Annotated in this window: 17 protein-coding genes; 7 read left to right on the top strand and 10 right to left on the bottom strand. The window is 28.7% G+C overall.

Annotated features, from left to right (window positions below; all coding sequences use genetic code 11):
* Positions 1–41 precede the first annotated feature (41 nt).
* Positions 42–656, top strand: a complete 615-nt coding sequence (locus tag J0H68_02840; GenBank protein MBN8827625.1) for a hypothetical protein — start codon at positions 42–44, stop codon at positions 654–656.
* A 1-nt stretch (position 657) separates the two neighbouring features.
* Here the strand turns inward: J0H68_02840 and J0H68_02835 are convergent, their stop codons facing one another.
* From J0H68_02835 to J0H68_02825, 3 genes are all read right to left on the bottom strand, one after another.
* Positions 658–1,800 (bottom strand): ABC transporter ATP-binding protein, encoded by a 1,143-nt coding sequence (locus J0H68_02835; GenBank protein MBN8827624.1) that lies wholly within the window; start codon positions 1,798–1,800, stop codon positions 658–660.
* An 8-nt stretch (positions 1,801–1,808) separates the two neighbouring features.
* Positions 1,809–2,375: an SCO family protein gene (locus tag J0H68_02830; GenBank protein ID MBN8827623.1), complete on the bottom strand. Its 567-nt coding sequence runs from the start codon at positions 2,373–2,375 to the stop codon at positions 1,809–1,811.
* 65 nt (positions 2,376–2,440) lie between these two features.
* The gene (locus tag J0H68_02825) at positions 2,441–3,358 is read right to left on the bottom strand and encodes an ABC transporter ATP-binding protein (protein MBN8827622.1); all 918 of its coding nucleotides are present in this window, start codon (positions 3,356–3,358) and stop codon (positions 2,441–2,443) included.
* Positions 3,359–3,510: 152 nt separating this feature from the next.
* Here J0H68_02825 and J0H68_02820 point away from each other — a divergent pair, with 152 nt between their 5' ends.
* Positions 3,511–3,996, top strand: a complete 486-nt coding sequence (locus tag J0H68_02820) for a hypothetical protein (protein MBN8827621.1) — start codon at positions 3,511–3,513, stop codon at positions 3,994–3,996.
* 19 nt (positions 3,997–4,015) lie between these two features.
* On the opposite strand, the gene J0H68_02815 is transcribed toward J0H68_02820, so the two are convergent.
* A complete protein-coding gene (locus J0H68_02815) occupies positions 4,016–4,534 on the bottom strand; it encodes a hypothetical protein (GenBank protein ID MBN8827620.1) in 519 nt (172 codons plus the stop codon).
* A gap of 177 nt (positions 4,535–4,711) precedes the next feature.
* On the opposite strand from J0H68_02815, the gene J0H68_02810 reads away from it, so the two are divergent.
* The 4 genes from J0H68_02810 to J0H68_02795 all read left to right on the top strand — a co-directional run bounded on the left by J0H68_02810 (position 4,712) and on the right by J0H68_02795 (position 9,023).
* Entirely contained in the window at positions 4,712–4,945 is a 234-nt protein-coding gene (locus J0H68_02810) for a BolA/IbaG family iron-sulfur metabolism protein (protein MBN8827619.1), read from the top strand.
* Positions 4,946–4,955: 10 nt separating this feature from the next.
* A complete protein-coding gene (gene grxD, locus J0H68_02805) occupies positions 4,956–5,297 on the top strand; it encodes a Grx4 family monothiol glutaredoxin (GenBank protein MBN8827618.1) in 342 nt (113 codons plus the stop codon).
* Between the two features lie 255 nt (positions 5,298–5,552).
* Positions 5,553–7,733, top strand: a complete 2,181-nt coding sequence (locus J0H68_02800) for a bifunctional (p)ppGpp synthetase/guanosine-3',5'-bis(diphosphate) 3'-pyrophosphohydrolase (protein MBN8827617.1) — start codon at positions 5,553–5,555, stop codon at positions 7,731–7,733.
* Positions 7,734–7,805: 72 nt separating this feature from the next.
* On the top strand, positions 7,806–9,023 hold the full coding sequence (locus J0H68_02795) for a hypothetical protein (GenBank protein MBN8827616.1): 1,218 nt from the start codon (positions 7,806–7,808) through the stop codon (positions 9,021–9,023).
* On the opposite strand, the gene J0H68_02790 is transcribed toward J0H68_02795, so the two are convergent.
* The 4 genes from J0H68_02790 to J0H68_02775 form a co-directional block, all read right to left on the bottom strand.
* Positions 9,024–9,461: a hypothetical protein gene (locus J0H68_02790; GenBank protein ID MBN8827615.1), complete on the bottom strand. Its 438-nt coding sequence runs from the start codon at positions 9,459–9,461 to the stop codon at positions 9,024–9,026.
* Positions 9,462–9,536: 75 nt separating this feature from the next.
* Entirely contained in the window at positions 9,537–9,965 is a 429-nt protein-coding gene (locus J0H68_02785; protein ID MBN8827614.1) for a hypothetical protein, read from the bottom strand.
* Between the two features lie 67 nt (positions 9,966–10,032).
* Positions 10,033–10,926 carry a peptidoglycan DD-metalloendopeptidase family protein gene (locus tag J0H68_02780; protein ID MBN8827613.1) on the bottom strand — a complete coding sequence of 298 codons (894 nt, stop codon included), beginning with the start codon at positions 10,924–10,926 and terminating at the stop codon, positions 10,033–10,035.
* Positions 10,927–10,937: 11 nt separating this feature from the next.
* Positions 10,938–11,948, bottom strand: a complete 1,011-nt coding sequence (locus J0H68_02775; protein ID MBN8827612.1) for a nitronate monooxygenase — start codon at positions 11,946–11,948, stop codon at positions 10,938–10,940.
* Between the two features lie 212 nt (positions 11,949–12,160).
* Here J0H68_02775 and J0H68_02770 point away from each other — a divergent pair, with 212 nt between their 5' ends.
* Positions 12,161–12,364 (top strand): hypothetical protein, encoded by a 204-nt coding sequence (locus tag J0H68_02770; protein ID MBN8827611.1) that lies wholly within the window; start codon positions 12,161–12,163, stop codon positions 12,362–12,364.
* 11 nt (positions 12,365–12,375) lie between these two features.
* Here the strand turns inward: J0H68_02770 and J0H68_02765 are convergent, their stop codons facing one another.
* Positions 12,376–13,752, bottom strand: coding sequence for a hypothetical protein (locus J0H68_02765; protein MBN8827610.1), 1,377 nt, complete (start codon positions 13,750–13,752; stop codon positions 12,376–12,378).
* A gap of 29 nt (positions 13,753–13,781) precedes the next feature.
* Positions 13,782–14,447 (bottom strand): 3-oxoacid CoA-transferase subunit B, encoded by a 666-nt coding sequence (locus J0H68_02760; protein MBN8827609.1) that lies wholly within the window; start codon positions 14,445–14,447, stop codon positions 13,782–13,784.
* Position 14,448: the final 1 nt, after the last annotated feature.

Below are 14,448 nucleotides of genomic sequence, written 5' to 3'. Positions count from 1 at the left end.
AATATTTTAATTATTCTGTAATATTATTATTAGTTAGCAAAATGGTAAAATTTAATTCTACTACACAAAATAAAGGCGCTAGCTTTTATGAAAATAACCTTTTCCCTATTTTAAAAGTTTTAAAAACTGCTTTACCAATAGCTTTAGGCTTTATTTTAGCTATTTTTATTCCAGCTATTATAGCAATACCTGTTATATTATTATGTTTTATTATTTCCTCCTATTTAGCTTTTATAGATATTTCAAAGGATATTGAAAAGGATTTAAAGGGTAAAAAACTAAATTTAAATTCTAATCAAACTTTAAAAAAAGATTCAAACGAGCAATTTGGAATAGATTTTTCATTAAAATTCAAAGATATTAATCCTGAAAATAAACTTGGTAATGTAGCTTATATAATTTGCCAACGCTTAGAAAATTTTCTGGACCGTATTGAATATTTAAGAAGTGAAGAAATCAGTTTTGAAGAAAAACTTAAACTCAAACAATTTCATTTAAATTTAACCAACGCTCTTAACTCAACTGATAATAATGAGCTTAAAAACACCCTTATAAGTTTTCAAAATGATATAAAAGGATATAATTCTAAAATTTGTAAAATTGTCTTAAGCCCAATGGGTGAGCAAATTAACAAAAATATGGAATTTAGAAAATAAATTATTCGCTAAGTACTATTCCATCAGTATCATGCCAAGAAATGTAAACATTTGATCCCACTACTATATTTTTATTTCGTGAGCGAGCCGCGGTAGGAACGGTTACAGTCACTACCTGACCTGAAATTAATTTTGCATGATAAATTACCTGATCTCCTAAGAAGCCAACGTCTATAATTTCTCCTTTCAAATAATTATCTTCATTATTAATTTTATCTTCTGAAATTGTTAATTCTTCTGGCCTTATTCCTAATTTTACCTTTGTACCTATCGAAAATTTATTTTGATGTATTACTTTAACTTCCACAGAAAGCGGCTCAGGAAGTCTTATAATTGTTTCATCTTTATCATCATCAAAATTCACTACTTCGCCATCAAGCATATTTATAGATCCTATAAAATCCGCAACGAAACTTGAATTAGGATAATCGTAAATCTCTTGAGGTGAACCTACTTGTAAAATTTGGCCACTATCCATAATTGCCATTCTATTAGCCATTGCCATTGCTTCTTGCTGATTATGCGTTACCATTACAAAGGTAACCCCTAATAAATTTTGAATATTAATAAGTTCAAGTTGAGTACGTTCTCTGCTTTTTAAATCAAGTGCACCGAGTGGCTCATCTAATAAAAGTATTTTTGGTCTTTTTGCTAAACATCTTGCAAGAGCTATACGCTGCTGCTGCCCTCCTGACAAATCTTGAATATTTCTTGATCTAAAAGTACTCATTTTAACAATATCTAATACTTCTTCTATTCTTTCTTTTATAATATTACTTGCTAATTTTTCTTGTTTTAAACCAAAAGCAATATTTTCTTCTACATTCATATTAGGAAAAAGCGCATATGATTGAAACATCATGTTTACAGGTCTTTCATAAGGTGGCTTGTTTGTAACATCAATACCATCAATTTTAATGCTTCCATTATCTGGTTCATCAAAACCTGCAATTAATCTCATTAAAGTAGTTTTACCACATCCTGAAGGACCTAATAGAGCAAAAAATTCACCTTCGTAAATTGAAAGATTTATATCATTCAGAGTTAAATAATGAGAGCCAGGAAATTGTTTATTAACTTCTGTAATTTCTAACAAAGCTTTACGATTTTTATTTTTTTTTGCTTCTTTATTGTCTATAGACATTCAAACACCTATTTCAAATATTTTTTTATTTCTTTTACAATTTCCTCTGGTTTAGACTCATGTCCTAAGAAACTTATAAACTTACCTTCACGATCAATAATATAAATTATTGTTGAATGATCAACGGTATAATTTTTAGGGTTTTCTTTATTAGGGACTTTTACTGCATAAATCTTATATGATTTAATAATTTTATCTATTTCTTCTTCACTACCCGTTACACCGATAATATTACTATTAAAATTAGTCATATATTCTTTCATTAATTTTAAATCATCGCGTTTAGGATCAACGGTTATAAAAACAAATTGTAAATTTTCTTTTTCAGAATCTGTAAGCTCATCTAATGCAAGAGAAAAATTATTAAGGGTTGCAGGACAAACATCCGGGCAAAATGTAAAGCCAAAATATAATAAACTTATTTTACCTTTAAGAGATTTTTCATTAAAAGCTTTGTCATTATTAGTTATAAGGTTAAATTTTTCTTTACCTAATTCTTCTGTATTAGCACATGCAAATTGTTCGTTTGTAAATATTAAAAGCAAAAGTAAAATAAAGATATTTTTATATTTCATAATAATTAATCTCATAAGTTGGTTCAAATTGGGATTAAGCTTTATTTAATAAAGCTAATCAAATATTAATGCTTAGTTGTGAGTTTACGAAAAACATCCTCTAAAGAAGGTTCTTTAAATGCAATATCGATGATAGGTAATTCACTGGAAGCAAGATCTTTAATAAAATCCCCTATTTTTAGCTTTTCAGGCAATTTTAATGTTAGCTTTGTGCCCTCTAATTGCGGTTCAAAATCCATTAAAAATTTAGGAATAGCATCTAAATTATTCTCTAATCCGAGTTCAACAAATTTAATGGTATTTTTTTTCATTAAATTTTTTGTTGTATCATAAGCAATTATCTGCCCTTCATTCATAATTGCCAATAAATCGCATAATTCTTCAGCTTCTTCTAAATAATGAGTAGTAATTACAATAGTAATTTTCTTTTCTTGATTTAAAAATCTTATGTAATTCCAAAGTTGATGTCTAAGCTCAACATCAACTCCTGCTGTAGGTTCATCAAGAATAACTATTTCTGGTTGATGTATTAAAGCTTTAGCAACTAGTAATCTTCTTTTCATCCCACCAGATAAGGCGTATGTATAAGTATTGACTTTGTCTTTCAGATGCAAATTCTCAAGTAATTCGTCAATAATGTATTGCGGTTTTATAATTCCGTAATAACCTGCATAATAATTAAGAAGCTCACCTACTGTGAAGAAAGTATCAAGTTGCAATTCTTGTGGCACTACACCTATTTTATAACGACTTTCTAGGAAGTCATTTTCAAGGTCAAGTCCAGATATTTTAACACTTCCTGAAGTTTTAATTGTTAGACCCGCTAAAATATCAATAGTAGTTGATTTTCCCGCACCATTTGGCCCTAACAAGCCAAAAAAACTACCCTTTGGAATATTTAAATCTATTCCCTTAAGAGCAAGCTTTTCTTTATTATTTTCTTTATAAACTTTTACTAAATTTTTTATTTCAATTGAATTCATATAACTAATTCTATTTTTTTATTTCAACAGAATATTAATAATTATTCTTCAATTTAGCAACAAAATGCTTTTTTAAATTCTTGCTTGTAATTACTTAACTTTCAGTTAATAGTTAAATGTGCACTGTTTTAATTTTATTAAGCGGTAGTAAAATGTTTCTTTTAAAACCCGCATTATCTATTATCCTTGGTTGCTCAATTTATAGCGGTATAGTGGAATATATAATCCAAAAAAGAGAAAAGAAGCCAGAAGTATCTGAATATTATAAACCAAAGTTATATAATAAATTAAAACCTATTCATGCCATTATTCACTCAGCAATTTCAGGAGGAACTGCCCTTCCTACAGGAATATTCTTACTTAAATTTTTAATAATTTGGACAGGTCAAGGCCTTAAAGCTGCTTTAAATAATATAAATTTCATTCCTATTGGCGTTTTTAATATTATATTTCATAATAGATTTGGCAGTTATATATCTAGAGACATCGATAAATCAGTAATACAAAATAAAACATTTGCTAATGCTTTATTGATAGCATTCCCACTTGCATGTAGTTCAAGTTTTTTATCCATGCTTGCAATTAGTAAAAATTTTCGCGAAACAACTTCAAATATTATTAAAGAAAGGGTTTTATAATTAAACTTTCCTAATTAAATTAAAGTAAATTCTCAATTTTTTTTGCAATTAATGGATGATTAATTTGCAGTGACTTAAGAAAAGTTTTAATTTCCTCAGTTAACAATGATTTATCACGCTCTAAAGCTAATAAACCTACATATAATCTACCTAATTTACTAGAATCAGATATCCATTCATTTAAAGTGAAAAAATCAAAAATTCCAATATATTTTGCAGATGGAATAAGCTCTACTACTTGTTTTTCAATTTCTTCAAATTTTTTCTTATCTTTATCTTCCCATTTTTCTTTATTTAATAACTTATTTAATTCCATAGTATTAACCATTAAAGCTGCTAAAGTTCCTTTTCTAGCTTCACCTTTTTCTCCTGTAATTGGATTAACCACTGTTGCATAATCAACCCCTGCAGGTAATATATCAGTTGGGGAGATTGAAGCTTTAGTATCTTTTTTCTCTTCTTTACTGTCACAGGCGGCTAAACTTAAAAAAGTTATTCCAATCATAAAACATAGCTTTTTACATTTATTTTTTAACATTTCTTCCTCCTTGGTAATAATGATATTTTAATTTATCTATATTTTGCTAAATAGTAAAGGATTGACTTAATTAAAATAATTAATTAATAACTTTAAAATAATTTTTGTAATTACTGTAATTGTTGACCTTATACTTAAAACTTTTTATATTACCAATAAAAAATAATGGTAAGCTTTATGCCTCTTACAGCTGATGAAATTTCTGAACATTTAAAATCTCACTTTCCTGAAGCAAAATGGGAATTAACTGATTTAGTCGGTGATAATAATCATTGGTCTTTAACCATTTGGTCGCAACAATTTTCTGGAAAATCACGAATAGAACAGCACAAAATGGTAAATGCAGCCCTAAAAAACGTTTTAGGTGGTGAGTTACATGCTTTAAAAATAACTACAAAAATCCCGGAATGAGGAAATAATTATGACTAGAACTCAAAAAGAATTATTTGATGAAATTAAAAAGCACATACATGAAAATGATGTAGTTTTATATATGAAAGGAACTAGTGAAACTCCAATGTGTGGATTTTCAGCAACCGTAGTTGCAATACTTAATAAATTAGGAGTAGATTTCCTTGATATCAATGTATTAAATGATATGGAAATTCGTGAAGCAATAAAGGCTTTCACCGATTGGCCAACTATTCCCCAATTATACATTAAAGGTGAATTCATTGGTGGTTGTGACATTGTTAAAGAAATGTACCAATCAGGTGAATTACAACAATTATTAGAAGACAATAATATTTCTTTAAAACAATAAATTAATAAAAGGGTATAATCTATACCCTTTTATTATTCTCTATTTTCTTATATTATCTTTAATTACATTTTAAAAATAATTAATTATTTTTTTCTTTCAATAATAGAATAATTAAAATGGAATTGCTTTACAAAACTTTCTTTACTATTTTTTAAAATTACATAATATTAACCGCTTGGAAATAACAGTTTTAAAATTACTAAAAAAATGTTATAATTTTAGATATAAATACATGTTTTTAAATATTCTTTAAATATGACATCAGATATAGACGTAACACAAATTGCGCCAGTTCAAGATTTACTCGATAAAGTAAAAGCTTACAATTCTACAGCTGATTTAAATAAATTAAAAAAAGCTTGTGAATACGCAGTAAAATATCATGGATCACAATTGCGTGAGTCAGGTGACCCATACTACTCTCATCCAATTGAAGTTGCCTCAATTGTTGCTGAAATGAAGCTTGACCTTGCTTCAATTATTACAGCAATTCTTCATGATACAATTGAAGACACAGAACTTACTTATGAGCGCCTAAAAATTGAGTTTGGTGAAGAAATAGCAAAACTCGTTGATGGTGTAACAAAACTTACAAAAATTGAATATCAACCAGATTACATAAGACAAGCTGAAAATTTTAGAAAACTACTTTTAGCAATGTCTGAAGATATTAGAGTTTTACTTGTAAAGCTTGCTGATCGTATTCATAACATGCGAACTTTAAAATATGTAAAATCTTCTGATAAGCGCCAGCGTATAGCTAAAGAAACAATGGAAATATATGCTTCACTTGCTGAAAGAATGGGTATGCAAAAAGTTAAACTTGAATTACAAGATTTAGCTTTTGCAGAGCTTCATGCAGATGCAAGACAATCTATTGTTAGTCGTTTAGAATATTTAAGGAAGGAAGGAGCAATTGTTGTCGATCAAATCGTAGAAGAACTTAGAAAACTTTTACAAGAACAAAATATTGAAGCCCAAATCTATGGTAGAGAAAAAGCTCCCTGCTCTATTTGGTATAAGATGCAAAGAAAAAACGTAAGCTTTGAGCAATTATCCGATATAGTTGCCTTTAGAATTATTGTAAAAAATATTACCGATTGTTATAAAGCTCTTGGCATTATTCATTCAAAATTCCAGATTGTTCCTGGTGAGTTCATGGATTTTATAAGTATTCCAAAAGATAATGGTTATAAATCATTACATACAGTAGTTATAGGCCCTTCACAACATAGAATTGAAGTGCAAATTCGTTCTGAAGAAATGCATGAAGTAGCAGAATTCGGGGTAGCGGCTCACTGGATTTATAAACAAGGAGATGAATATAAAGCTGAAGGAAAGCAATTTAGGTGGGTTAGAGAATTATTAAATATATTAGAAAATTCTCAAGAATCTCAAGATATTTTAGAAAACACTAAGCTGCAAATGTATTATGACCAAGTTTTTTGTTTTACACCAAATGGACAGCTAATTGTTCTTCCAAAAGGTTCTACTCCGGTTGATTTTGCTTATGCAGTACATTCAGATATTGGCAATACATGCATTGGTGCTAAAGTTAATGGCCGAATAGTACCACTACAAATTCAATTAGTTAATGGTGACCAAATTGAAATTATAACTTCTAAATCGCAAACTCCTTCTCCTACCTGGGAAAAGTTTGTTGTAACGGCAAAGGCTAAATCAGAAATTAGAAAATTCATTCGTAATCAGCAACGTGATGAATATTTGCATTTAGGTCGCGCTATCATTGCTAAAGAAATTAGAGCTCTTGGAAAAGTTTTTAATGAAAAAGATTTTGAACCATTAACTAACGTATTTAAGAAAAAAACCGTCGAAGATCTTTTCGCTTCAGTAGGTGAAGGTGTAGTAAATAAAAGCGACATTTTAAAAGCTCTTTTCCCAGAATCTAATGCACAAAAACTTAAGAAAAAGCTTTCAATATTTAATTTTAGTTCTAAGAAAACTGCTAAAAAAAACAGTACAGAAAACACTGTCTTCATTAAAGGGCTTATACCAGGAATGGCTTTACATTACGCAGGTTGCTGCCATCCAATTCCTGGTGATAGGATTGTAGGCATTGCTCATACAGGACGTGGAATAACAATTCATACTGCCGATTGTGAAAATTTATCAAATTACTCATCTTATCCTGAAATGTGGATTGAAGTTTCTTGGGAAAAAGACCAAGGTGACGAAAATTATATCGGAAGACTTAAGGTAATTATTACACATGAACCAGGTAGCCTTGCAAATATTATTAACGCAATAGCAAAAGAAAGCGCTAATATCACTAACTTAAAAATTGTTTCACGTTCAAATGATTTTTTTGAAATATTAATCGATGTTGAAGTAAAAGGTTCAAAACATTTAAGCAATATTATTACAGCACTTAAAGCTAAATCGTGCGTATATTCAGTAGATAGATGCAAAATGTAAAAAACTTAAAATTTCTTGTACGTTAGAAAATGCTCTTTTATATTTATTATTACAGATATAAAAGAGTTAATTATGCAATCACAATATTCAATTCCGGAAAAAACTATAGATTCACGCCAATTATGTAATAAAAATATTATTACATATTCTCATCTAAATATTTTAAAACAATATATTTTACAAAAAATCGATTATTCCATTTTTAAAGAACATAAAGAATTGAATGTTAAATTTGATAAGCTCTTCGAAAAGCCTTTAATTCAAAATTTTATAATGAATATAATAACCCATTATGATTTGAAAGATATCTATATAATGCTAATGCATATGAAAGCTAAGGTTATTAATCCTATAAGTAAAACTGATGATATAAAAAAACAGATGTTTTTTAATAAGATTATAGATTTATTCAGTCAATATGTAATTTTTCCGATTGATGATTTAAAAGATGAAATTGGCACTTTAGAATTTTCTCACTTAAAAAAATTGATAGTAATGAAACTGCAAAATTCAAATTTTGAACCTATCCGTGAAACTTATCTTTTAGAATCTTTACCAATAGCTATTTCATATGATAGCTACATTGATGATATTCATACACAATTTATAGCTAATATTTTACTTTTAGCTATTGAAAAAAATAATCTTCCTTTTATCGAAATACTTTTAAGTTTAGGTTACTCAGTAAATATCGATGAACCACATAACCCGCTTAGTAAAGCAATTAACCTTAACCAGGAAGATATTGTTGATTTATTAATAACAAAGGGTAAAGCTAAAATACAAATGCACCATTTAGAATTAGCAATAAAAATTAATAATGGAGATATCTTCAATATTATTACTCATTGTATCGAAATGAGCGTTTTAGAAAACTATATTGAATCATCTATCGAACATGAAAATTATGAAAAACTTAATGCACTCTTAAAAAGCGGTATAAAACCTGGAGTACGTTTTTTTAAGCAAGCATTAATAAAGGGGAATTTTCCTATAATTAAATTATTTTTAAATCAAGGTGTGTCTGTACCTTTAAATTACAAAGAATTACCTATTAGAATTGACGTATGTAATTTAATCGAATCCTATGAACGTCAAAAACAAGAGCAAATTAATAAATTATTCTCAGATAAAGACGAAACTTTACCTTCAAATTATAAAGAATTACCTATAAAAATTGATACATTTAATTCACCTCAATCGTATGAACCTCAAAAACCAGGGCAAAATAAATGGCGTGAAGAGAATGAAAAAGCTATAACAACAAATAACAGATGTATAATTTCATAATCATCTTCCTTTAATTACTTCAAACTTTCCTGATTCTTCTCTTGAACGAAAGGAATTACACATATGATTTTCAAGTAATTGAACAATTTCTTTAGCACTTTCAAAATCGGAAAAATAGCTTTTATCTTCTTTATAAGCTAATTTAATTTCTTTCATTTGCCTTTTAGCAAGTTCTAATGGCCTCTCACGATTTTCATTTTTTGCATTTAAATCCGCATTATATTTAATAAATAATTCTACAATTTTACTATTAAAAGTTTGTACTGCATGATGCAATAATGTACCGGACCATTTATCAATTATTATATTAATATTTCCCGGTTCAAGATTACTAATTAATTCTTCAATATAATTTATATTAGGCTTTTCCTTATAAATTTCAGCATAAATATAAGATATAAGTGTAAGCCCTGAAGTATTTGCTATTTTACTACGCATAAATCCGTTAAATTTATAAATATTAACTTATATTAAAATTTATAAATTTATTTAATATTGTGCAAGTGTAATTTTTTATACGTAACAATCAAAATCTAAAAATTCATTATAATAAAAGTCATCTAATTCTTCGAATAAAAATTCAATATTTTTTATTTCTTCAATTTTAGTAATAATTTTAATTACATTAGATATATTCATATTTGAACTTAATTTATAACTTATTAAATGAAGTTTATTCTTTTCGTCTTTATATATAAATTTAGAATCAGATATTCCACTATTTATATGATTTAAAATTTGGTTACGAGTAGTAAACACTTCTAATTGAGAATCAATGTTATTAACTTCTTCATTGTGAAGTATAAAATATTCACCATTTTCATCCTGAATATTTACATTTCCTTCAATACCATCAGTAACTTTTTTAGATTCAAATTGTTTATTTTCTTCAACGGAAACGTTTGTTTTGATTATGCCATTAATTGCTACATGATATCTCATATTAATCCTCCACGAATAGTGTTACAAATATTAGATTATAAGGTTATAGTAGCAAATAATTCAGGCTTCATGCACCACAATTATTAATTTTCACAAAAGTAAATGGGTCAATTGCTTTATCACCGATTCTTATTTCATAGTGTAAATGCAAACCGTTTGATCTTCCAGTGGTGCCCATTTCACCGATAACCTGACCGGCATTAATTACCGCACCCTTTTTTATATATATTTTATCAAGATGCGCATAGTAAGTGTGGATATTATTTCCATGATTAATTTTAATTAAGTTGCCAAATGTTCCAGCTTTTCCAGCAAAAACAACTTTTCCATCGCTTGATGCGTATATAGGTATATGACCTGCATGGCTTACTAAATCAATACCACTATGGAACTTCTTTTTACGTTTTATAGGATGAATTCTCATACCAAAATGACTTGTAACTTGAAATTTTTTTACAGGGTGAATAGTAGGAATTGAACGAAATTTTTTATTAAATTTAACTGTACTTTTAAGCATTTGGATAAGCGTACGTTTTTTTGGTACATAGTTTTTTGGTGATAAATTAACTTTACCTGCAAATTGATTATATCTTTTTGAAAGAATAACGAGCTTTTCATAAACATTATATTCCAGTTCGTTCTCAGTAAGATACATGAATTTTTCATAAGCTTTATGAAGATTATTTCTATACTTATCTATAGAAACTTTTCCATTATAAGCATCTGCATAAAAGTCACTAATTATGCACTTTTTATTACTTAATCCGAACAAATCATATTTTACAATTAAATTCGCGCTTTCTTTTCCAAAACGTGCAGCAAATTTTTGTTCAAATTCTTGCCTTGCTTTTAATTTAGGAGAAACTACCTGCTTAGTTCCGCATGCAGAAAGAACGCTTCCTAGAAAAATAACAATAATAAAATTAATAAAAAACTTATGAAATATTCTTTTATTTAACATGAACCACCAATTTAAGCTGCCTGATTTAGCCCTTTAAGAAAAATTGTTGCTTCACCTATGATTTCATCGATAATCTCTTGAGTAGGTTGTTCTTTAGTTACCATTCCAACAGATTGACCTGCCATTAAAGAACCTCTTTCAATATCGCCCTCAATAACTGCCTTTCTTAGAGCACCCGCCCAAAAATGCTCTATTTTTAATTGAGCATCAAGTTTTGAAAGCTTCCCTGAGTGGTATTCTTCTATAACGCTTCTTTGAAACTGCATAAATTCTTTACTTGCATTATTTTCAATAGCTCTTACTGGTATAACTGGAAATTCATCATCTAGTTGTACTGAAGGAATAGCATCTCTTGCCTGCGCTTTAATAAACGCTTGTTTAAAATTAGGATGAGCAATTGATTCAGTTGCACAAACAAAACGTGTACCTAATTGGCAACCTGCTGCTCCTTGAAGCAAATAAGTAGCTACTGCTTCGCCTCTCCCTATACCCCCTGCAACAAATACAGGCACTTCATTTTTAATATATGGAACTATTTCTTGAACAAGTACTGAAGTTGTAACAGGACCGATATGACCACCTGCTTCATTACCTTCAATGATTATTGCATCAGCGCCACTACGAATGAGCTTTTTGGCGATTACGAGCGCTGGAGCAAAACATAAAACTTTAATTCCATTTTCTCTTAATTTTGCAATTGATGTTGCTTTTGGTAACCCACCTGCAAGAACCACATATTTAACTTTTTTTTCTATACAAACGTCAATAAGTTCTTCTAATTGTGGATGCATTGTTATTAAATTAACACCAAAATTATTAGAGGTTTTAGCAAATGTTTTGTCTATTTCCTGGGAAAGTAAGTGTGGAGGCATAGCAGAACATGCAATTACACCAAAACCGCCTGAATTAGATATTGCGGAAACAAGATTAGCTTCAGATACCCATGACATTGCACCTGCCATTAAAGCATATCTAACTCCTAAGAATTCTGCGCCCCGCTTCATTAGGTTTGTAAGTACCATTTATGTAAACTCCATAATTTTTAACAATCTTAAAATAGAATGCTTCTTACGTTTAAGCAATAGGGGTAATAAGAAATTTTTAAAATAACAATCAATATAATAAATTAATTATTTTTTTATATAACTAATAAATTATTTATACATTGACAAATACAAATTAAATATTATATATAACATTAAAGTTAATAAACAGTTAATAGAAAATTAAATTTATGTTGGGCAAGTTAGAAATAAGACAAATTGAATCGTTAAGAGAAAAAATTAAAGAAGCTGCCTCTAATAAAAATGATTTCTTAAAGTCATTAGATCAAAATAAATTAATGAAACTTAAAGAAATTAGAAAAAAAATTGAAGAAACTCATTCAAACTTTTCTAATGTGACCTCCACAAATTTTAGCCCATTTGCTAAGAAATAAAGGTAAGTTCTTTATTTCTTATTTATGACATTAAATTGTTTCATTGAATTACCAAGGTTTTCCAAGCTTCTTTGATATAAAGTTCTATTGTTCATATCTAAAATCGCGTTTTCAAAAGCATGTTTTTTTTCAGGCTCATGCTCTGATCTATAACTTTTCAAATTACTTATAAGTATATTATTATTTTTTTCTGGTTCAATATTTCCGGCTTTTTTTCCACCCTTACGAACAATGTATCTTTTTAATTCAGGATCATGATTAGAACAAGTTAAGTCTAGGCATGTTTGGCGGTTTTTGTCTAAAATATTTAAATCACCCTCATATTTTAAAAAATAATGAATAATATGTGGTAGATCATGACATTTATTAAAAATCATATGATGAGCAAGTGTATGACCACAATTATTAGTCAAATTGATATTTATTCTAAGTTCATCACCTCTTAATGATCCATAAAATAAAAAATCTTCAAGAAAATTAACTTTCCAACTTTTATGAATAACCGCATTACCATTTTTATTTTTTATATTTGGATCAATACCGTGTCTAAATAAAATGCGATAGAATTCTCTAGCGTTATGCGTTTCTAGTACATAAAATAAAGCGGTGTTACCTTCATCATCAATTTCATTTATTTTTTCTTCAACATTAAATCCGCATTTAACGTAATATTTTAGTAATTCTTCTAATAATACAGGGTCATCTTGAAGTACAGCTAAATGAATTACACTTCTAGTGTGTTTATCTTTTCTTTCTACCGAAACGCCTTTATTGAACAATAATTTTATATTTTCAAGTCTTGCTAATTCATCCTGTTTATTATTTAGCTTTACTGATAACATGTGCTCTAATAAGGTTTGACCATCTTTATTTACATGATCTATTGAAGCATTGGCTTCAATTAGCTTATGAAAAATATAAGTACATCTAGTGTAATAAATAGGGGTATTGCCATGTTCATCAACGACATTTACATTGGCTTTAGATTTAATAAGTAATTTTACAATACACCCTTGATCGTGTTTTACCGTATAATGAAGTAAAGATTCCTTACCTTCTTCAATTACATTCGGGTTAGCGCCATTGAGTAAAAATATTTTAATAATAGATTCTTTTCTACGTGAATTTAAACTATCATCTTTAATAAAAAATTCTAACGGAGTAATCCCTTGATTATTTGCTACATTAACATCCAATTTATGTATAATTATTAAATAACTCGCAATAATACTTGATTTTACATAGTGTAAAAGTGTATTACCCGTTTTCTCATCAATTGCTTTTAGATTAATATCATCACTTTCTATAAAATTTTCTAATGGATTAGTGGTAGTGGTCAAAACAGCATGTTTTAATTTATCGCTTAACTTTGGCTCTTGTTTTAACATTGAATTTAACTCCAACTAAGTAAAACTATTTAAAATACCTTAAGCTTATCGCTCACAACAAATTCGGCTTCAGTTTTTGCTTTAACTTCATCAACAGTAACTTCTTTACAAATACCCACGAGTTCCATAGCACGTAACTGATCTTTTTTATAAATATCAAAAATAGCAATATCAGTAACTACCCGGTCGACAACATGCCTACCTGTTAAAGGAAACGAACAATTTTTAACAAGCTTTGCTGTACCATCTTTAGCAACATGTTCCATCATTACAACCACGCGTTTAACACCGGCAACTAAATCCATAGCCCCGCCCATTCCTTTCACCATTTTGCCAGGAATTGTCCAATTAGCTAAATCACCGCGATCAGAAACTTGTAATGCACCTAAAATGCTTAGATCAATATGCCCTCCACGAATCATGCCAAATGAGAAAGAACTATCAAAATAACTAGAATAAGGAAGTTGTGAAATAGTTTGCTTACCTGCATTAATAAGATCAGGATCAACTTCGTTTTCGGTAGGAAATGGCCCCATTCCTAGCATACCATTTTCACTTTGAAGAACTACAAACATTCCGCTTGGAATAAAATTTGCAACTAAAGTTGGCATACCAATTCCTAAATTAACATAAAAACCATCATTAATTTCTAGCTCTGCTGTTATTTTACACATTTGCTCTTGCGTCCAAGCCATT

Source organism: Sphingobacteriia bacterium (genome assembly GCA_017304685.1).
GTDB lineage: Bacteria > Pseudomonadota > Alphaproteobacteria > Rickettsiales > 33-17 > JAFKLR01.
The sequence above is the reverse complement of the archived record's forward strand: the minus strand, read 5'-3'. Positions and strand labels throughout refer to the sequence as shown.